The following is a 17,616-nucleotide window of genomic DNA, read 5'->3' on the forward strand; positions in this document are numbered from 1 at the left end:
GGGCTATGCGCATTGGTGTCCTCACGTCCGGCGGCGACTGTCCCGGCCTGAACGCCGTCATCCGGTCCGTCGTGCACCGCGCCGTCGTCGACCACGGCGACGAGGTCATCGGCTTCCGGGACGGCTGGAAGGGCCTCCTGGAGTGCGACTACCTCAAGCTCGACCTCGACGCGGTCAGCGGGATCCTGGCCCGCGGCGGCACCATCCTGGGCTCCTCCCGGGTCCGGCCCGAGCATCTGCGCGACGGTGTGGCACGGGCCAGGGGCCATGTCGCGGAGCTGGGACTCGACGCGATCATCCCGATCGGCGGCGAGGGCACCCTGAAGGCGGCCCGCCTGCTGTCGGACGCCGGCCTGCCCATCGTCGGCGTGCCCAAGACCATCGACAACGACATCGCGGTCACCGACGTCACCTTCGGCTTCGACACGGCCGTGACCGTCGCCACCGAGGCCCTGGACCGGCTGAAGACCACCGCGGAGTCCCACCAGCGGGTGCTGATCGTGGAGGTCATGGGCCGGCACACCGGCTGGATCGCGCTGCAGTCCGGAATGGCGGCCGGCGCCCACGCCGTCGTCGTCCCCGAGCGTCCCTTCGACATCGAGGAGCTGACCCGGAAGGTCGGCGAGCGGTTCGCGGCCGGCAAGCGGTTCGCGATCGTGGTGGCCGCGGAGGGCGCCAAGCCGCGGCCGGGCACCATGGACTTCGACGAGGGCGGCACGGACGTCTACGGCCACGAGCGCTTCGCCGGTGTCGCCCGCCAGCTCGCCGTGGAGCTGGAGGAGCGCCTCGGCAAGGAGGCCCGGCCGGTCATCCTCGGGCACGTCCAGCGCGGCGGCACGCCGACGGCGTACGACAGGGTGCTGGCCACCCGTTTCGGCTGGCACGCCGTGGAGGCGGCGCACCGCGGGGAGTTCGGCCGGATGACCGCGCTGCGCGGCACGGACATCGTGATGGTGCCGCTGGCCGACGCGGTGGAGACGCTCAAGACGGTCCCCGCGGACCGCTACGCCGAGGCGGAGTGCGTGCTGTAGGGACCCCTCCCCCGGCGGACACGCCCCCCGCTGAAAACCGCCCCCGGTCGCGACCGCGACCGGGGGCGGTTCTAGTCTGGGTGCGCACGACAGCTGCGGACAGACGGGGCCGGACACGGCAGACGGCACCGGACCGCGCACACCCCCACGAATCAGGAGCCGGCGGATGGATCACAGCGGGCACGGCATGACGACGGACCTGCCGCCGTTCACGCTGGGACACGGCCTGGAGTGGTCCCCCGACCCCTTCTTCCTCGTGGCCTGTCTGCTCGGCCTCGGCCTGTACGGCTGGGGCGTGGCACGGCTGCTGCGGCGCGGCGACTCCTGGCCGGTGGGCCGCACGGTGGCGTACACCGTCGGGGTGCTGACCGTGATGCTGGTGATGTGCACCCGGCTGAACGACTACGGCATGGTGATGTTCAGCGTGCACATGGTCCAGCACATGGTGATCAGCATGCTGTCGCCCATCCTGATCCTGCTCGGCGCGCCGATCACGCTGGCCCTGCGGGCGCTGCCGCCGGCGGGCCGGGGCCGCAAGGGGCCGCGCGAGCTGCTGCTGGCGCTGCTGCACAGCCGCTACCTGCGGATCGTGACGCACCCGGCGTTCACCATCCCGATGTTCATCGCGAGCCTGTACGCGCTGTACTTCACGCCGCTGTTCGACTTCCTGATGGGGTCGAGGACGGGCCACGTCGCGATGATGGTGCACTTCCTCGCGGTGGGCCTGGCCTTCTTCTGGCCGATCATGGGCGTGGACCCGGGCCCCAACCGGCCGGGCCATCTGATGCGGATGCTGGAGCTGTTCGCGGGCATGCCGTTCCACGCGTTCTTCGGCATCGCGCTGATGATGGCGTCCACGCCCATGGTGGACACGTTCCTGCACCCGCCCGCCTCGCTCGGCATCGACGCGCTGTCCGACCAGAGCGCGGCCGGCGGCATCGCCTGGGCGTTCAGCGAGATCCCGTCCGTGCTGGTGCTGCTCGCCCTGCTGTACCAGTGGTACGGCTCCGAGCAGCGGCAGGCCCGCCGCAAGGACCGGGCCGCCGACCGCGACGGCGACAAGGAGCTCGAGGCCTACAACGCCTACCTCGCCTCGCTCAACGCCCGCGGCAACTGAACCGCCGCGCACCCTCACCGTCTGTCCCTCACGGCCCGTCCGGGGCACCATGGAGTCCGGCGGACCACGAGGAGGGTGTCGCGATGCCCGGTTCCACGGACGGTTCCATCAAGGCGATGGGGGCGCTGACCATCGGCGCCCTCGTGGTGGTGACGGGCTACACGGTGGCCCTCGGCGGCAACGGCTGGCTGTGGTTCGGCTGGGTCGTGCTGGGACTGATCACCCTGGGCATGATCGCCACCCGCGGCACCACCTGAGAGGCAGGCGGCCGCTCACTGTGCCCGCAGCCGGCCGGCCGAGTGCACCCCGGGCTGGTACTTCGGCAGCCGGACGGTGATCTTCATACCGGCGCCGGGGGCGGTCTCGATGACCAGGCCGTGGTCGTCGCCGTAGACCTGCCGGAGCCGGTCGTCGACGTTGGACAGTCCGATGCCGCCCGAGGGGCTGACCTCGCCGGCCAGGATGCGGCGCAGCAGGGCGGGGTCCATGCCGGCGCCGTCGTCCTCGATGACCACCAGGGCCTCGGCGCCGGCGTCCTGCGCGGTGATCCGGATGCGGCAGGTGCCGGTCTTGCCCTCCAGGCCGTGCTTGACGGCGTTCTCCACCAGCGGCTGCAGGCACAGGAAGGGCAGGGCGACCGGAAGCACCTCGGGCGCGATCTGCAGGGTGACGGCCAGGCGGTCGCCGAAGCGGGCGCGGACGAGCGCGAGATAGTGCTCGATGGCGTGCAGTTCGTCGGCGAGCGTGGTGAAGTCGCCGTGCCGGCGGAACGAGTAGCGGGTGAAGTCGGCGAACTCCAGCAGCAGCTCCCGGGCGCGCTCGGGGTCGGTGCGCACGAACGAGGCGATCACCGCGAGCGAGTTGAAGATGAAGTGCGGGGAGATCTGGGCGCGCAGCGCCTTGATCTCCGCCTCGATCAGCCGGGTGCGCGAGTCGTCGAGGTCGGCGAGCTCCAGCTGCACCGACACCCAGCGGGCCACCTCGGCCGCGGCCCGCACCAGGACGGCGGACTCGCGGGGCGCGCAGGCGACGAGGGCGCCGTGCACCCGGTCGTCGACGGTGAGCGGGGCGACGACGGCCCAGCGCACCGGGCAGTCGGGCACCTCGCAGGTGAGCCGGAAGGCCTCGCCCCGGCCGCTGTCCAGGGGCCCGGCGAGCCGGTCCATGATCTCGGCGCGGTGGTGGGCGCCCACCCCGTCCCAGGCGAGGACCTGCCGGCGGTCGGTGAGGCACAGGGCGTCGGTGCCGAGCAGGGAGCGCAGCCGGCGGGCGGACTTGCGGGCCGTCTCCTCGGTCAGTCCGGCGCGCAGCGGGGGCGCGGCCAGGGAGGCGGTGTGCAGGGTCTGGAAGGTGGCGTGCTCGACGGGGCTGCCGAGCCCGCCCAGCTGCCGCGGGCGGGCGGTGCGCCGGCCGAGCCAGTAGCCGGCGGCCAGCAGCGGCAGGGCCGCCGCGCACAGGCCGGCGAGGAAGCCGCTCACGCCTTCACCTCCGACCGCAGCTGCTCCGGCAGGTGGAACCGGGCCAGGATGGCCGCGGTCCGGGGCGGTACCCGGCCGGGCGTGGCCAGGGACACCAGCGTCATGGTGAGGAAGCCGAGCGGCACCGACCACAGCGCGGGCCAGGCGAGCAGCGCGTGCAGCGGGCCGGTTCCGGGCAGGCCGGCCATGGTCACGGCGACGGCGACGAGCGCGGCGCCGCCTCCGGTGAGCATCCCGGCCGCCGCGCCGGGCGGGGTCAGCCGCCGCCACCAGATGCCGAGGACGAGCAGCGGGCAGAAGGAGGAGGCGGACACCGCGAAGGCGAGGCCGACGGCGTCGGCCACCGGCAGCCCGCCGACCAGCACGCTCGCGGCCAGCGGTACGGCCATGGCCAGTGCCGTGCCGAGCCGGAAGTGGCGCACGCCCCGCGTGGGCAGCACGTCCTGGGTGAGCACTCCGGCGATGGCCATGGTCAGGCCGGAGGCGGTGGACAGGAACGCGGCGAAGGCGCCGCCCGCGACCAGCGCGCCCAGCAGGTCGCCGCCGAGGCCGCCGATCACCCGGTCGGGCAGCAGCAGTACGGCGGCGTCGGCGTTGCCGGTGATCGTCAGTTCCGGGGCGTAGAGCCGGCCGAGGGCGCCGTACAGGGGCGGCAGCAGGTAGAAGCCGCCGACCAGGCCGAGCACGGCGACCGTGGTGCGGCGGGCGGCGACGCCGTGGGGGCTGGTGTAGAAGCGGACGACGACGTGCGGCAGGCCCATGGTGCCGAGGAAGGTGGCGAGGATCAGCCCGTAGGTGGCGTACAGCGGGCGGTCCTCGCGGCCGGTGGCCTGCGAGGCGGACATGCCGTCGGCGCCGGCGCGCCGCGCGGTGGGGACGGCGGCTCCCTCGGCGAAGGTCAGCCGGGTGCCGCCGGCCACGTGGTGGGTGCCGGCCGCCAGGTGCGTGAGCCGGCCGTGCAGGGTCCGGCCGTCGACGGTGCCGTCGACGGTGACGGTGAGCGGGCCGTTCAGGGTGAGGTCGAGGGTGTGGTCGACGCGGACGGTGCGCTGGGCGCGGAAGGCGGCCGGTTCGTCGAAGGCGTGCCGGGGCGCGCCGTCGCCCTGCCAGGCGAGGACGAGGAAGAGGGCGGGGACGAGCAGCGCGGTCAGCTTCAGCCAGTACTGGAAGGCCTGGACGAAGGTGATGCTGCGCATGCCGCCGGCGGCGACGGTGGCGACCACGACGACGGCGACGATCACACCGCCGAGCGCGTCGGGCGCCCCGGTGAGCACGGCCAGGGTCAGTCCGGCGCCCTGGAGCTGGGGCAGCAGATACAGCCAGCCCACCCCGACCACGAAGGCGCCGGCCAGCCGTCTGACGCCCTGGGAGGCGAGCCGGGCCTCGGCGAAGTCGGGCAGGGTGTAGGCGCCGGAGCGGCGCAGCGGGGCCGCGACGAACAGCAGCAGCACCAGGTAGCCGGCCGTGTAGCCGACCGGGTACCACAGCATGTCGGGGCCCTGCACCAGAACGAGGCCCGCGATGCCCAGGAAGGAGGCCGCGGAGAGGTACTCGCCGCTGATGGCGGCGGCGTTCAGGCGGGGGCCGACGGTGCGGGAGGCGACGTAGAAGTCCGAAGTGGTACGGGATATGCGCAGGCCGAAGGCGCCGACGAGGACGGTGGCCACGACGACGAGGGCGACGGCGGGGACGGTGTAGGCGGAGTTCACGGGCCCGTCACTCGCTCAGCGGTCCTCGACGAGGTGGACGAAGTCGCGTTCGTTGCGCTCGGCGCGGCGCACGTACCAGCGGGCGAGCAGCACCAGCGGGACGTAGAGGCAGAAGCCGAGGACGACCCACTTCAGGCGGCGGGCCTCGGGGGCGGCGGCGAAGACCAGCGGCATCGGGCCGACGAGCAGCGCCAGGACGGCGAAGACCGTGAGGGCGGCGCGCAGCTGGCTGCGCATCAGGGAGCGGACGTAGGTGTGGCCCAGGGTGGTCTGCTCGTCGATCTCGGTGCGCGGGCGGTAGTGCCCCGGCGCCCGGCGGGCGCGGCGGGGCGGTCCGGTGACGACGACACGGCGCTCGGCGGGGTCCTGCGGCATCGGCTCCCCCCTCTCAGTGCGCGGTCCGGCGCATCAGCAGCTCCCTCAGCTCGCGCGCGTGGCGGCGGGAGACCTGGAGTTCCTCCGTGCCGATCAGCACGCTCACGCTGCCCGCGTCCAGGCGGAGTTCGCCGATGTGGCGCAGGGCGACCAGGTGGCGGCGGTGGATGCGGACGAAGCCGCGGGAGCGCCAGCGCTCCTCCAGGGTGGACAGGGGGATGCGCACCAGGTGGCTGCCCTGGGCGGTGTGCAGCCGGGCGTAGTCGCCGCGCGCCTCGACGTGGGTGATGTCCTCGACGGCGACGAAGCGGGTGACGCCGCCGAGTTCGACCGCCAGGTGGTCGGGGTCGGGTTCGCTGACCGGGATCCGCGGGGCGGCCTCGCTGAGCCGGGCGGCCCGGCGGACGGCCTCCGCGAGCCGTTCCTTGCGCACCGGTTTCAGCACGTAGTCGACGGCCTTGAGGTCGAAGGCCTGCACGGCGAAGTCCTCGTGCGCGGTGACGAAGACGATCAGCGGCGGCTGGGCGAACCCGCCGAGCAGCCGGGCCAGGTCCAGCCCGTCGAGGCCGGGCATGTGGATGTCGAGGAAGACCACGTCGATCGCCTCGGGGCCGCCGGGGCCGGACTCCAGCGCCCGGGTGATGCGGCGCAGTGCCTGGGTCGCGTCGCCGGCGCCCTCCGCGCTGCCGATCCGCGGGTCGGCGTTGAGCAGGTAGAGCAGTTCCTCGAGCGAGGGGCGTTCGTCGTCGACGGCGAGGGCGCGCAGCATGAACGTGGAGTGTAGGGGCGAAAGCCGCCGGTGGACATGTGCCGGGCGTGGGCGTCCGCGCTGCACAGGGCTGGATACAGTGCGGCCATGAACAGCAGGCCGGCCCCGTTCGACGACCTCGACCGGAAGATCGTCACCGCTCTGATGGCGAACGCCCGCACCAGTTTCGCCGAGATCGGCGCGGCCGTCGGCCTGTCCGCGACGGCCGTCAAGCGCCGGGTGGACCGGCTGCGGGAGACGGGGGTGATCACCGGGTTCACGGCCACGGTGAAGCCGTCGGCGCTCGGCTGGCGCACGGAGGCGTACGTCGAGGTGTACTGCGAGGGCGCGGCCCCTCCCCGGCGGCTGGCCGAGGTGGTGCGCAACCATCCGGAGATCACGGCGGCCATGACGGTGACGGGGGGCGCGGACGCGCTGCTGCACGTGCGGGCGCGGGACGTGGAGCACTTCGAGGAGGTGCTGGAGCGGATCAGGACCGAGCCGTTCATCCGCAAGACGATCAGCGTGATGGTGCTCTCCCACCTGCTGCCGGACAGCCCGGAGGCGGGCGCCAGCCAGCCGGCGCCCGAGGGCGCAGCAGACGTGCGCTGAGCGGCGCGAAGACGCAGCATTCCTGCTCCAACGCGCAGCTTTCCTTCCTTGTCGCCCGTATCGTCGCTTCCTACCTTGGTGTCAACCCACAGTCGACACCGCAGGAAGCGGAGGAACCCCTCTGTGCCCGAATCCCGTGTGCCGCGCCGGCGGCGGTATCTCGTCTGCGAACCCAGACACTTCGCCGTGCAGTACGCGATCAACCCCTGGATGGACCCCGACCAGCACGTCGACGTGTCCCTGGCCCAGGCCCAGTGGCAGGCCCTGATCGACGCCTACCGGGCCCACGGCCACACCGTCGAGTCCGTCGAACCCGTGCCGGGCCTGCCGGACATGGTGTTCGCGGCCAACGCGGCGGTCGTCGTCGACGGCCGTGTCTTCGGCTCCCTGTTCCACGCACCGGAGCGGCGCCCCGAGTCCCACCCGTACGACACGTGGTTCAAGGCGGCCGGCTACGACGTGTACCGCCCGGAGGCCGTCTGCGAGGGCGAGGGCGACTTCGTGCCGGCGGGCCGCTGGGTGCTCGCCGGGACGGGCTTTCGCACCACGCGTGAGGCGCACCGCGAGGCGCAGGAGTTCCTCGGCGTCCCGGTGATCGGCCTGACCCTGGTGGACCCGTACTTCTACCACCTGGACACGGCGCTGTTCGTGCTGGACGAGGAGAACATCGCCTACTATCCGGAGGCGTTCTCGGCCGGCAGCCGCGAGGTGCTGGCCCGGCTCTACCCGGACGCGGTGATCGCCACCCGGGAGGACGCCATGGCGTTCGGCCTCAACTCCGTCTCCGACGGCCGCCACGTGTTCATCTCGCCCGGCGCGACGGCCCTCGCCGACCAGCTCGCCCGCCGCGGTTACGTCCCCGTCCCCGTCGACCTGTCGGAGTTCCACAAGGCCGGCGGGGGAATCAAGTGCTGCACCCAGGAGATCCGCTGATGACCGCACCCGCCCGTACCCGTACGTCCGACGAGCTGATCGAGGCCGAGGCGCCGGTCCTCGCGCACAACTACCACCCGCTGCCCGTGGTCGTCTCGCGCGCCGAGGGCACCTGGGTGGAGGACGTCGAGGGCCGCCGCTACCTCGACATGCTCGCCGGATACTCCGCCCTCAACTTCGGTCACCGCCACCCCGCGCTGATCGAGGCGGCGCACCGGCAGCTGGACCGGCTCACGCTCACCTCGCGGGCCTTCCACAACGACCGGCTGGCGGAGTTCGCCGAACGGCTGGCGGCCCTGACCGGCCAGGAGATGGTGCTGCCGATGAACACCGGCGCCGAGGCGGTGGAGAGCGGCATCAAGGTGGCCCGCAAGTGGGCGTACGAGGTCAAGGGGGTCCCCGCCGACCGGGCGACGATCGTGGTCGCGGCGGACAACTTCCACGGCCGCACCACGACCATCGTGAGCTTCTCCACCGACGAGACGGCGCGCTCGGGCTTCGGCCCGTTCACGCCGGGCTTCAGGGTGGTGCCGTACAACGACCTGGCGGCCATGGAGGCGGCGGTCGACGAGACGACGGCGGCGGTGCTGATCGAGCCGATCCAGGGCGAGGCCGGGGTCGTCGTCCCCGACGACGGCTACCTCGCGGGGGTGCGGGAGCTGACCCGGCGCGCGGGCTGCCTGTTCGTCGCGGACGAGATCCAGTCGGGGCTGGGCCGCACCGGGCGCACGCTGGCGGTCGAGCACGAGGACGTCGTGCCGGACGTGCTGCTGCTCGGCAAGGCGCTGGGCGGCGGCATCGTGCCGGTGTCGGCGGTCGTGGGCAGCCGGGAGGTGCTGGGCGTGCTGCGGCCGGGCGAGCACGGGTCGACGTTCGGCGGCAACCCGCTGGCGGCCGCGGTGGGCACGGCGGTGGTCGAGCTGCTGGAGACCGGCGAGTTCCAGCGCCGGGCGCGGGAGCTGGGCGCGGTGCTGCGCGAGGGTCTCGACGAGCTCGCCGGCAAGGGCGTGACCGGCTTCCGCCAGCGCGGTCTGTGGGCGGGCGTCGACGTCGACCCGGCCATCGGGACCGGCCGTGAGATCAGCGAGCGCCTGATGCGGGAGGGGGTCCTGGTGAAGGACACCCACGGGTCCACCATCCGGCTGGCCCCGCCGCTGACCATCACCGAGGACGAACTGCGCTCCGCGCTGAAGTCCCTGGAGAAGGTGCTGGCCGGCTGACACCCGCGCCACCGCCGGGCGCGCCTCCCAGGGGCGCGCCCGGCGGGTCGGTGAGCCGGTGAGCCGCGAACCACGGCCATGGGCCACGGACCACCCTGTGCAGCGTGCGGCGCGGACGCGGGGGTACGGCGGGGACGATTCCGGCCGGGGAGCGGGGCGGCGGGCCGGGAGTGGCCCCTCCCGGCCCGCCGCTTCGGGCTCCGCACCGGTCCACGGGTCAGTGGTAGGCGTGCACGACCGCGTGTCCCTTGCCGCGCCCGATCATCCAGCGGTTGACCGGTGTGGTCAGCACGAAGGCCAGGGCGAGGGAGAACACCAGCGCGGCCCAGAACAGGACGTCGGACAGTCCGGCGTCCATGGCGCCGGGCACACCGACCATGACGGTGTTGTCGATCAGCTCCATCACCGCGATGGACACGGTGTCGGCGGCCAGCGCCACCTTCAGCGCCTGCCGCACGGGCACGCCCGCGCGCAGCACGCCCCGCATGGTGAGCGCGTAGCCGAAGACGAAGGCCAGGGCCACGGAGAGGACGACCGTGGCCGCGTTGTGCAGGCCGGCCGCGGTGCCGATGACCATGCCCAGCACCTCGCCGATGGCGCAGCCGGTCAGGCAGTGCAGCGTGGCCTGCGCGGCCGTGCGCCACGAGGCGCCGGCCGGCTGCGCGTGGCCCGCGTGGCCGCCGTGCTCGTGAGCGGCGCCGTGCGCACCGTGCCCGTGCGGACGCTCCCGCACGCCGAGCTCGTGCGGACGGTCGTGCGCGTCTTGGTGGTCGTGCCCCTGTACGTCGTGGTGGTCGTGCCCCTGTGCCTCGTGGTGGTGCTTCATCGTTGCTCTCCCCTGCTTCGACGGCGACCTTCACCGCACCCGAACGCAATACCCCAGGGGGGTATTCCCCGCCGGCCGGCCTTTCTCAGTCCGCGCGCCGGGGGGCGGCGCGTCTGCGGCGTCTCAGCACGTGCCGTACGGCCCACGCGGCGACCAGGACGCCCAGAGCGATGAACACATAGCGCTGGTACCTGCCGATCTCCCGGTAGACCGCGTCGATGTGCGTACCCGCGAAGTAGGCCACCGTCACCCACAGCCCCACCCACAGCGCCGCGCCGAGCGCGTTGAAGACGAGGAAGCGGCGCCAGGGCATGCCCGAGGTGCCGGCGATGATGCCGTTGGCCTGGCGCAGCCCCTCGACGAACCGGGCCACCGTGACGATCTTGCCGCCGTGCCGCTCGAAGAACCGCTCGGCCGTATGGAAGCGCTCGGGCGTCAGGAAGATGTAGCGGCCCCAGCGGTGGACGAAGGCCCGTCCGCCGAAGTGCCCGATCAGATAGCCGATGTTGTCCCCGACGAGCGCGGCGAGGAACGCGATCACCCCGACGGCCATGACGTTCAGCTCGCCGGCCCCGGCGTACACGCCCGCCGCGACCAGGATCGTCTCACCGGGGGCCGGGATCCCGAAGTCCTCCACCAGCACCACCCCGCCGACGGCCCAGTAGCCGTAGTGGCTGAGCAGCGGTGCCAGGTGGGCGAGCGGACCCGGGAGCGGAGGGGCCATGCGGCCACCGTACGTCGGCGGGCGTGCGACGCATCAGAAGGCGCCTCCGGTTTCAAGAGCCACGTGCGCGCCACTGACCCCCATGATCGCGTCACTCTGTGCGATCGGGTTGATACGGACAGCTCAGGAGCAGCAGGCTGATCCGGCCCTGACCGGTTCCGCGTCACTGCCGGTGCACTTACACTGGCACCCCACCACAGGCAGGGCTGACCTGCGAGAACGCGGCGGTTGAGCAGATCCGCACGAGTGAGGAGCGACCCCTTGTTCTACTACCTGCTCAAGTACGTCCTGCTGGGACCGCTGCTGCGCATGGTCTTCCGGCCGCGCATCGAGGGGCTGGAGCACGTTCCGGCGTCCGGTCCGGCGATCGTGGCGGGCAATCATCTGTCGTTCTCGGACCACTTCCTGATGCCCGCGATGCTCAAACGGCGCATCACCTTCCTGGCCAAGGCCGAGTACTTCACCGGGCCGGGCGTCAAGGGCCGCCTCACCGCCGCCTTCTTCCGCAGCGCGGGGCAGATCCCGGTCGACCGGTCCGGGAAGGAGGCCGGCCAGGCCGCCATCCGGGAGGGCCTCGGCGTGCTGCGCCGGGGTGAGCTGCTCGGCATCTATCCGGAGGGCACCCGCTCGCACGACGGCCGGCTGTACAAGGGCAAGGTGGGCGTGGCCGTGATGGCGCTCAAGGCGCAGGTGCCGGTGATCCCCTGCGCGATGATCGGCACGTTCGAGGCGCAGCCGCCGGGCAAGGTGATCCCCAGCATCCACCCCGTCGTCATCCGCTTCGGCAAGCCGCTGGACTTCTCCCGCTACGCCGGCATGGAGAACGAGAAGGCGGTCCTGCGCGCCGTCACCGACGAGATCATGTACGCCATCCTGTCGCTGTCCGAGCAGGAGTACGTCGACCAGTACGCGGCGGTGGCCAAGGCGGAGCAGGCCGAGGCCAAGGGCGCCAGGGAGCGCAGGTTCCCGCGGGCTCCGCTGGGCTGACCGAAGGGCCTTGGCGCCGTCCGGGCGCCGGGCACGACCGGCCGCCAGGCAGGGCCGGGCGGCGGGCACGACCGGCCGCCGGGTACGACCGGGCGGCGGCCGTGCCGGTACGGCGAAGGGGCGGCCGGGAGTGATCCCGGCCGCCCCTCGCGCGTGACGCCGGTCCCTCAGGACCGCGGCGGTCCGCCCGTCACGGCTGCGGCGTCGCGTGCGGCGCGCAGGTCACGTCCGCGTTGTCCACCTTGCCGGTGAGCAGGTAGGCGTCCACCCGGCCGTTGATGCACGGGTTGACCAGACCGGTGACACCGTGCGAGCCGGCGTCCTTCTCGGTGATCAGACGGGAGCCCTTGAAGCGCTTGTGCAGCTCGACGGCGCCCGCGTACGGGGTGGCCGCGTCCCGCGTGGACTGCACGATCAGCACCTGCGGCAGGCCCTTGCCGGTCTTGACGTTCACCGGCGTCTGCTGCTTGACCGGCCAGGTCGCGCACGGCAGGTTCATCCAGGCGTTGGCCCACGTCATGAACGGGTAGCTCTTGTGCAGACGGGTGTTGTCGCGGTCCCACTTGTTCCAGCTGGTGGGCCACTTGGCGTCGGTGCACTCGACGGCCGTGTAGACGGCGTTGCCGTTCTCCGCGGAGATGTTGCCCGCGGTGTCCGACATGTCGGGGGCGGCGGCGTCGACCAGCGCCTGGGTGTCGCCCGCGACGTACTTGCTGAACACCGTCGCGACCGGGATCCACGCGGAGTCGTAGTACGGGGCGCTCTGGAAGAAGGAGATCAGCTCGGCCGGGCCGACGACCCCGCCGATCGGGCTCTTCTTCGCCGCGGCGCGCAGCGCGAGCCACTTCGCCTGGACGGCCGCGCGGGTGGTGCCCAGGTGGAAGGTCGCGTCGTTCTTGGCGACCCAGTCCTGCCAGTCCTTCCAGCGGCCCTCGAAGGCGATGTCCTGGTTGAGGTTGGCCTCGTACCAGATGTTGTCCCGCGCCGGGTTGACGACACTGTCGACGACCATGCGGCGCAGGTGGCCCGGGAACAGGGTGCCGTAGACGGCGCCCAGGTAGGTGCCGTAGGAGACGCCCAGGTAGTTGAGCTTCTTCTCACCGAGCGCGGCCCGGATGACGTCCAGGTCGCGTGCGGTGTTCGGCGTCGTCATCTGCTGGAGCATCGCGCGGCCGGTACGGTCGAGGCAGCCCTCGGCGTACTCCCGCGCCAGCTTGCGCTGGATCCGCTTGTCGGCCTCGGAGTCGGGCACCGGGTCCATCTTGGGCGCCTTGACGAACTCCTGCGGATCGGTGCAGGAGATGGGCGCCGAGTGACCGACGCCGCGCGGGTCGAAGCCGACGAAGTCATAGGCCTTCGCCACGTTGGCCCACACGGGGTTCTTGGACGTGACGCGGGCCGGGAAGCGCAGGCCCGAGCCGCCGGGACCGCCCGGGTTGTAGACGAGGGAGCCCTGTCGCTCCTGCTTGGTGCCGGTGTTGCCGATCCGGTCGACGGCGAGCTTGATCTGCTTGCCGAACGGGTGGGCGTAGTCCAGCGGAACCGAGACGTAGCCGCACTGGATGGGCTTGGCGAGCCCCCAGTCGGCGGGGCAGTCCTGCCAGTCGATGCCGGCCTTCGCCGCGCGGGCGGCGGCGATCGCGGCGCCGACGGCCTCGCGGTCCTGCCCGTGGCGGCTGTCCGCACTGGCCGCGGGGGCCGATACGGCGCCGGCTATCAGGGTGGCGGTGACCAGTGCGCCGGCCGAACCGAACGCCGCCACCCGCCTCTTCCCTCTCATGTCCCTCAAGTGGGACCTCCCCGTACATCGTTGCGAGTTGGGTACCGGGGGATCCTTCCGGTTGCGAGGTGTCCGGGAACAGGGTTCGTTGACCTTCTTTGCCAATCCGATAACCGGCGCGGTGAGTTCCGCTGAGCGGGACTGACGCCGGTGCTGAGCCGAGGGCCGCCGGCGCCTCGTCCAGCAGCCGGCGCAGCCGCAGCGCGTCGGGGGCCACGGCGGTCACCAGGGCGGCGGGCCCGGCGAGCGGGACGAGTGCGGCACTCTCGCCCAGGACCCTGGCCGGTACTGGCATCCGATTGAACTCCGGCCGCAGCACCACGAGTTGTCCCACCGCGGGGAACCCCGCCGGCACGGCGGGCCCGTCCCGGCCGCCCGGAGCGCCCGGTCCGCAGGCCAGTTCCTGGTCCAGGACGGAACGGCCGCCGATCCGGACCGTCAGACGGCCGCTGAGCCGCCCCGGTTCCTCCCCGGTGCGTCCGAGCACCTGCTCCTCGCGCAGCACCAGCCGTGCCGCCGGGCCCAGTTCGGCCCGTGTGGTGACGCACCGAACCGGTCGCCGCCGAGCGGACCGCCCATCGCGCCGGCGTACGGCGCCAGATCGGTCTTGTTGACCACGAGCAGGCCGGCGGTGGTCACGCCGGGGCCGCCCTCGCGGGCCGGTCGAACGGCGTTGAGCACGGTCAGCCGGGTGACGGGGCGGCCCTCGTTGCACACGACGGGGCCCTCGGCGAACAGGATCTCTCCGGGGATCACGACCACCCGCCCGTCACACGATCGGCTCGTGCACGGTCACGAGCTTGGTGCCGTCGGGGAAGGTGGCCTCGACCTGGACCTCGGGGATCATCTCGGGGACGCCCTCCATGACGTCGTCCCGGGTGAGCAGCCCGCGTCCGGAGGCCATGAGTTCGGCGACGGTACGCCCGTCCCGGGCACCCTCGAGGATGTGCGAGGTGAGGAACGCGACGGCCTCGGGATGATTGAGCCTCAGTCCGCGGGCCCGGCGCTTGCCGGCCACGTCGGCCGCCACGTGGATCAGCAGCCTCTCCTGTTCGTGCGGGGTCAGTTGCACGTGCCCACCTCACCGTCCTCGCTCCGGACCGTGCGGGGTCCGGTCGCCTCGGCCACGGGGCGGGGGCGCTCTCCGGCGCGGGGGGCGCGCCCGGGCGTGGGGACGGCCGACGGCGTCCGGCGTACGGCGTCAGGGGTGCGGCGTACGGCGTCCAGCGGGGTGGAGAACCCCCGGGTGGCGTGGAGGGGCAGGCTGGTTCGCCGGGGTTTCGGCGACGTCCACCGGGGACACGGCCGTCAGTGGACCTCCGGGCCGCGGTGTTCCGCGGTGATGCCGAAGCGCCGGCGCCCGTCCGGTGCGGCGGGGACGTCGCGGACCCGCGAGACGGCGCCGACCACCTGTTCGCCGGAGTGCTCCTCGAGTTCCTCGAGCCGTTCCAGGTCGGCGGCGGAGACCAGGGCCACCAGTGGCTTGCCGTGCCGTGTCACGACCACGCGCTCGCCGCCGTACACCACCCGGTTGATCAGTTCGGCGAGCTCAGCCCTGGCTTGCGTCACCGGAATCTCGTAGGCCATACCCCCACCTTACGGCGCGTGCACGTCTGCCCTCAGGTCTCGCGGCGGTCCCCGGCATGTGCGGAACGCCTGCGAAGATTCCGTACGTCCTGTACATTTTTTACAGAGTCGCTCGGAGGCCGCAGGGCCGCTCACCGACCGCCCGCCCGGAGCCGGCCCTGCCGCATGGAGGGGTGTGCCATGAACCGACCGTCCGCCGACGACGTCCCGCCGGAGCCCCCCGGGCGCGCGAGCGCCGCCCCGCCTCCGGCCGCGGATCCGTACGAGCGGCTGCTGAGGGGGCGGGTCGTCGTGCTCGGGACGGCGCTGGACGACTCCGCGGCCGACGCCGTCGTGGCCCGGCTGGTGCAGCTGGAGCACCAGGACCCCCGCCGGGAGGTCTCGCTCGTCATCAACTCGCCGGGCGGATCGTTCGACGCGATGGCGGCCGTTCACGACACCATGCGCTTCGTCGCCTGCGACGTGGAGACCGTCTGCCTGGGCCGGGCCGGGGGCTGCGCCGCGGTGCTGCTGGCCGCCGGCGCCCCCGGCCGGCGCTACGCGCTGCCCGGCGCCCGGGTGTACCTGGAACAGCCGTCGGCGGCGGAGCCGGTGCGGGGCCGGGCCACGGACCTCGCCGTCCAGGCGGACGAGTTGGTCCGGATCCGCACCCGAATGGAAGACATGCTCGCGTGCGGCACCGGCCGGCCCCGGGAGCGGGTGCGGGCCGACCTGGAGCGGCGGACGGTGCTGGACGCGCAGGGCGCGCTGGAGTACGGACTGGTGGACCGCGTCCTCACCGGCCACGGCACGGCCGCGGCCGGCGCGCCGGGCGCGAGGTGAGGCGGGAATGCTGCCGCCCGAGTTGCCGCCGCTGCCCGCGCTGACCCGGGCCGAGGCCGAGCTGATCGACCGTTACCTCGACGTCGTCGACCTGCTCGGCCGCGTCAACCCCGCCGTGCCCGGGGACACCTACCGGGCACTGAGGGCCGCTCAGGCGCTGGTCGCCAAGGCGGCCGGGCTGCGGGACGCGCTCGCGCTGATGCACCGGCGCGGCGAGGGAGAGCTGCACGCGGACACCCTGGCCCGGGCGCTGCGCGTGCTGGACGGGGAGCGGCGCACGGCCCGCGTCACCCTTCCGCCGCATCGCGGCAGTTGACGCACCGGCAGCGGGACCTCCTCCCCCGCCTCCGTCGGCGGCGGGGGGGGCGGGCGTCAGGCCGTCCGTGCGCGAAACGGACCAAACGGCGTACCTCCTTTCGGCGTAGATACACATCCTTTTTCGGGCCTGTTCCGGTTGCGCAACACGCCTGCCCGGATGGCGGAATGACAGGTTCCGTCGCTGGTCCGGGAGTCGTCGCGAAAGCAGACAGTCGTTCGACGGCGCGGGTGTCCACCCGAACGGGTGAGTGGTGAGTAACAACACAAACCCTCGGTTCCGTTGGGATTTTCGGACATCCGTAGGTGAAGATCCCTGTCTGACGACAAGCCCCCGCCGCAGCGGCGGGGCGGTCCGGGCGGACGCCGAGTCCTGCCGCCGCCCGGATGACCGGTCGACAGGAGTGGATCGGCAGGAGTGGAGGACCCAAGCACGACGGGTCGCCGGAACGGTCACGCCATGACCGGGCCGAGCCGCCCTTGGGGTGAAGCCGCGGCAACGCGGCCGGGCTACTTCGCCAGCCCGAATCCGACAGGTCATCCTTCACAGGCGGCTGACGAAGGGTTGCGCATGACTGCGCTGAATCGTGTCCCGTCGCTGATGGCCCGGGCCGGCACGGCCTCGGCCCTGACCATGGCCGCCGTGGGCGGCTCGATCGTGGTCCCCGGCTTCGCCTCCGAGGCCTCGGCCGCGACCCTGGCGACGAAGGCACTGCACATCGCGGCGTCCAAGAAGGGCTCGCCCTACCAGTGGGGGGCGACCGGGCCGCGCAGGTTCGACTGCTCCGGGCTCACGCTGTACTCGTTCAAGAAGGCGGGCAAGAAGCTGCCCCGCACGGCGGCCCAGCAGTACAACAAGACCCACCACATCTCCTCCCGCAGCCGCCGGGCCGGTGACCTGGTGTTCTTCCACTCGGGCTCGTACGTCTACCACGTGGGCATCTACGCGGGCGGCGGAAAGATCTGGCACGCGCCGAAGACCGGGGACGTGGTGCGGCTCCAGAAGATCTGGACCAAGAGCGTCTGGTACGGCCGCGTCAGCTGACCCGCCCCGGGCCCGGTGGCGGCGCCCTGACACGCCGCCACCGCCTGCGCGCCGGCCCGGCCTTCGCGGCGGCCCACCACCAGGGCCCGGCACGCGACGGCCGCGGCGCGCGCCGCGAGCGGTGCCCGCGCCACCGGCCGCGCCTGCGGCACGGGCGCTTCGTGCGGCACGACACCCGTACCTCGTGCGGCACGGCACACGTGGCGCATACGGCACCGGCCGCATCCCGCGCGAGCGGCGCCCGGCCCTCGGACGCGGACGGCGGCGCGCGGCGGCAATCGCGGCACCGCACGCATGGTGCCTACGG

Annotated in this window: 20 protein-coding genes, 1 pseudogene and 1 riboswitch; of the genes and pseudogenes, 10 read left to right on the top strand and 11 right to left on the bottom strand. The window is 72.9% G+C overall.

Going from position 1 to position 17,616, the window contains the following annotated elements:
* Positions 1–5 precede the first annotated feature (5 nt).
* From ACI2LW_RS11105 to ACI2LW_RS11115, 3 genes are all read left to right on the top strand, one after another.
* Positions 6–1,031: a 6-phosphofructokinase gene (locus tag ACI2LW_RS11105; protein WP_404730899.1), complete on the top strand. Its 1,026-nt coding sequence runs from the start codon at positions 6–8 to the stop codon at positions 1,029–1,031.
* A 166-nt stretch (positions 1,032–1,197) separates the two neighbouring features.
* Positions 1,198–2,148, top strand: coding sequence for a cytochrome c oxidase assembly protein (locus ACI2LW_RS11110; RefSeq protein WP_404730900.1), 951 nt, complete (start codon positions 1,198–1,200; stop codon positions 2,146–2,148).
* Positions 2,149–2,231: 83 nt separating this feature from the next.
* Positions 2,232–2,405 (top strand): hypothetical protein, encoded by a 174-nt coding sequence (locus ACI2LW_RS11115; protein ID WP_404730901.1) that lies wholly within the window; start codon positions 2,232–2,234, stop codon positions 2,403–2,405.
* A gap of 15 nt (positions 2,406–2,420) precedes the next feature.
* Here the strand turns inward: ACI2LW_RS11115 and ACI2LW_RS11120 are convergent, their stop codons facing one another.
* The 4 genes from ACI2LW_RS11120 to ACI2LW_RS11135 are packed head-to-tail and all read right to left on the bottom strand — an operon-like array spanning position 2,421 to position 6,479.
* Entirely contained in the window at positions 2,421–3,626 is a 1,206-nt protein-coding gene (locus tag ACI2LW_RS11120) for a sensor histidine kinase (protein WP_404730902.1), read from the bottom strand.
* Positions 3,623–5,335, bottom strand: a complete 1,713-nt coding sequence (locus tag ACI2LW_RS11125) for a cation acetate symporter (RefSeq protein ID WP_404730903.1) — start codon at positions 5,333–5,335, stop codon at positions 3,623–3,625. Before ACI2LW_RS11125 ends, ACI2LW_RS11120 begins: the two co-directional genes overlap by 4 nt.
* A gap of 15 nt (positions 5,336–5,350) precedes the next feature.
* Complete coding sequence (locus ACI2LW_RS11130; protein WP_404730904.1) at positions 5,351–5,710, bottom strand: hypothetical protein; 360 nt, start codon at positions 5,708–5,710, stop codon at positions 5,351–5,353.
* A gap of 13 nt (positions 5,711–5,723) precedes the next feature.
* A complete protein-coding gene (locus tag ACI2LW_RS11135) occupies positions 5,724–6,479 on the bottom strand; it encodes a LytR/AlgR family response regulator transcription factor (protein ID WP_404730905.1) in 756 nt (251 codons plus the stop codon).
* Between the two features lie 87 nt (positions 6,480–6,566).
* On the opposite strand from ACI2LW_RS11135, the gene ACI2LW_RS11140 reads away from it, so the two are divergent.
* The 3 genes from ACI2LW_RS11140 to rocD all read left to right on the top strand — a co-directional run bounded on the left by ACI2LW_RS11140 (position 6,567) and on the right by rocD (position 9,223).
* Positions 6,567–7,070, top strand: coding sequence for an Lrp/AsnC family transcriptional regulator (locus tag ACI2LW_RS11140; RefSeq protein ID WP_404730906.1), 504 nt, complete (start codon positions 6,567–6,569; stop codon positions 7,068–7,070).
* A gap of 123 nt (positions 7,071–7,193) precedes the next feature.
* A complete protein-coding gene (gene ddaH, locus ACI2LW_RS11145; RefSeq protein ID WP_404730907.1) occupies positions 7,194–8,003 on the top strand; it encodes a dimethylargininase in 810 nt (269 codons plus the stop codon).
* Entirely contained in the window at positions 8,003–9,223 is a 1,221-nt protein-coding gene (rocD, locus tag ACI2LW_RS11150; RefSeq protein ID WP_404730908.1) for an ornithine--oxo-acid transaminase, read from the top strand. Before ddaH ends, rocD begins: the two co-directional genes overlap by 1 nt.
* 217 nt (positions 9,224–9,440) lie before the next feature.
* On the opposite strand, the gene ACI2LW_RS11155 is transcribed toward rocD, so the two are convergent.
* Positions 9,441–10,049, bottom strand: coding sequence for a DUF4396 domain-containing protein (locus ACI2LW_RS11155; RefSeq protein ID WP_404730909.1), 609 nt, complete (start codon positions 10,047–10,049; stop codon positions 9,441–9,443).
* A gap of 85 nt (positions 10,050–10,134) precedes the next feature.
* Positions 10,135–10,773: a DedA family protein gene (locus ACI2LW_RS11160; protein ID WP_404730910.1), complete on the bottom strand. Its 639-nt coding sequence runs from the start codon at positions 10,771–10,773 to the stop codon at positions 10,135–10,137.
* A gap of 261 nt (positions 10,774–11,034) precedes the next feature.
* Between ACI2LW_RS11160 and ACI2LW_RS11165 the strand changes: the two genes are divergently transcribed.
* Positions 11,035–11,760, top strand: a complete 726-nt coding sequence (locus ACI2LW_RS11165; RefSeq protein ID WP_404730911.1) for a lysophospholipid acyltransferase family protein — start codon at positions 11,035–11,037, stop codon at positions 11,758–11,760.
* Between the two features lie 190 nt (positions 11,761–11,950).
* Here the strand turns inward: ACI2LW_RS11165 and ACI2LW_RS11170 are convergent, their stop codons facing one another.
* The 5 genes and pseudogenes from ACI2LW_RS11170 to ACI2LW_RS11190 all read right to left on the bottom strand — a co-directional run bounded on the left by ACI2LW_RS11170 (position 11,951) and on the right by ACI2LW_RS11190 (position 15,127).
* On the bottom strand, positions 11,951–13,540 hold the full coding sequence (locus ACI2LW_RS11170) for an alpha/beta hydrolase (protein ID WP_404730912.1): 1,590 nt from the start codon (positions 13,538–13,540) through the stop codon (positions 11,951–11,953).
* A 157-nt stretch (positions 13,541–13,697) separates the two neighbouring features.
* Positions 13,698–14,084 (bottom strand): annotated as a pseudogene (locus ACI2LW_RS11175) (urease accessory protein UreD); the annotation flags it as partial.
* Positions 13,979–14,296, bottom strand: a complete 318-nt coding sequence (locus ACI2LW_RS11180; RefSeq protein WP_404730913.1) for a hypothetical protein — start codon at positions 14,294–14,296, stop codon at positions 13,979–13,981. The gene ACI2LW_RS11180 and the pseudogene ACI2LW_RS11175, both read right to left, overlap by 106 nt.
* Positions 14,297–14,309: 13 nt before the next feature.
* Entirely contained in the window at positions 14,310–14,612 is a 303-nt protein-coding gene (locus tag ACI2LW_RS11185; protein ID WP_404730914.1) for an urease subunit gamma, read from the bottom strand.
* A gap of 236 nt (positions 14,613–14,848) precedes the next feature.
* A complete protein-coding gene (locus ACI2LW_RS11190; RefSeq protein ID WP_404730915.1) occupies positions 14,849–15,127 on the bottom strand; it encodes a type II toxin-antitoxin system Phd/YefM family antitoxin in 279 nt (92 codons plus the stop codon).
* Positions 15,128–15,307: 180 nt separating this feature from the next.
* On the opposite strand from ACI2LW_RS11190, the gene ACI2LW_RS11195 reads away from it, so the two are divergent.
* The 3 genes from ACI2LW_RS11195 (at position 15,308) to ACI2LW_RS11205 (ending at position 17,309) form a co-directional block, all read left to right on the top strand.
* On the top strand, positions 15,308–15,949 hold the full coding sequence (locus ACI2LW_RS11195; protein ID WP_404730916.1) for an ATP-dependent Clp protease proteolytic subunit: 642 nt from the start codon (positions 15,308–15,310) through the stop codon (positions 15,947–15,949).
* 7 nt (positions 15,950–15,956) lie between these two features.
* Positions 15,957–16,265 (top strand): hypothetical protein, encoded by a 309-nt coding sequence (locus ACI2LW_RS11200; RefSeq protein WP_404730917.1) that lies wholly within the window; start codon positions 15,957–15,959, stop codon positions 16,263–16,265.
* Between the two features lie 353 nt (positions 16,266–16,618).
* Positions 16,619–16,832, top strand: a riboswitch (cyclic di-AMP (ydaO/yuaA leader).
* Between the two features lie 3 nt (positions 16,833–16,835).
* The gene (locus tag ACI2LW_RS11205; RefSeq protein WP_404730918.1) at positions 16,836–17,309 is read left to right on the top strand and encodes a C40 family peptidase; all 474 of its coding nucleotides are present in this window, start codon (positions 16,836–16,838) and stop codon (positions 17,307–17,309) included.
* Positions 17,310–17,616 lie beyond the last annotated feature (307 nt).

Source organism: Streptomyces sp. NPDC004065 (genome assembly GCF_044903565.1).
Lineage (GTDB): Bacteria > Actinomycetota > Actinomycetes > Streptomycetales > Streptomycetaceae > Streptomyces.

What these genes read in the sequence shown, in the direction of transcription:
- ACI2LW_RS11115 (WP_404730901.1), top strand. Translation starts at nt 2,232, where the DNA reads ATGCCCGGTTCCACGGACGGTTCCATCAAGGCGATGGGGGCGCTGACC.
- ACI2LW_RS11190 (WP_404730915.1), bottom strand. Translation starts at nt 15,127, where the DNA reads ATGGCCTACGAGATTCCGGTGACGCAAGCCAGGGCTGAGCTCGCCGAA.
- ACI2LW_RS11105 (WP_404730899.1), top strand. Translation starts at nt 6, where the DNA reads ATGCGCATTGGTGTCCTCACGTCCGGCGGCGACTGTCCCGGCCTGAAC.
- ACI2LW_RS11130 (WP_404730904.1), bottom strand. Translation starts at nt 5,710, where the DNA reads ATGCCGCAGGACCCCGCCGAGCGCCGTGTCGTCGTCACCGGACCGCCC.
- rocD (WP_404730908.1), top strand. Translation starts at nt 8,003, where the DNA reads ATGACCGCACCCGCCCGTACCCGTACGTCCGACGAGCTGATCGAGGCC.
- ACI2LW_RS11170 (WP_404730912.1), bottom strand. Translation starts at nt 13,540, where the DNA reads ATGAGAGGGAAGAGGCGGGTGGCGGCGTTCGGTTCGGCCGGCGCACTG.
- ACI2LW_RS11195 (WP_404730916.1), top strand. Translation starts at nt 15,308, where the DNA reads ATGAACCGACCGTCCGCCGACGACGTCCCGCCGGAGCCCCCCGGGCGC.
- ACI2LW_RS11140 (WP_404730906.1), top strand. Translation starts at nt 6,567, where the DNA reads ATGAACAGCAGGCCGGCCCCGTTCGACGACCTCGACCGGAAGATCGTC.
- ACI2LW_RS11205 (WP_404730918.1), top strand. Translation starts at nt 16,836, where the DNA reads ATGACTGCGCTGAATCGTGTCCCGTCGCTGATGGCCCGGGCCGGCACG.
- ACI2LW_RS11155 (WP_404730909.1), bottom strand. Translation starts at nt 10,049, where the DNA reads ATGAAGCACCACCACGAGGCACAGGGGCACGACCACCACGACGTACAG.
- ACI2LW_RS11200 (WP_404730917.1), top strand. Translation starts at nt 15,957, where the DNA reads ATGCTGCCGCCCGAGTTGCCGCCGCTGCCCGCGCTGACCCGGGCCGAG.
- ACI2LW_RS11135 (WP_404730905.1), bottom strand. Translation starts at nt 6,479, where the DNA reads ATGCTGCGCGCCCTCGCCGTCGACGACGAACGCCCCTCGCTCGAGGAA.
- ACI2LW_RS11110 (WP_404730900.1), top strand. Translation starts at nt 1,198, where the DNA reads ATGGATCACAGCGGGCACGGCATGACGACGGACCTGCCGCCGTTCACG.
- ACI2LW_RS11160 (WP_404730910.1), bottom strand. Translation starts at nt 10,773, where the DNA reads ATGGCCCCTCCGCTCCCGGGTCCGCTCGCCCACCTGGCACCGCTGCTC.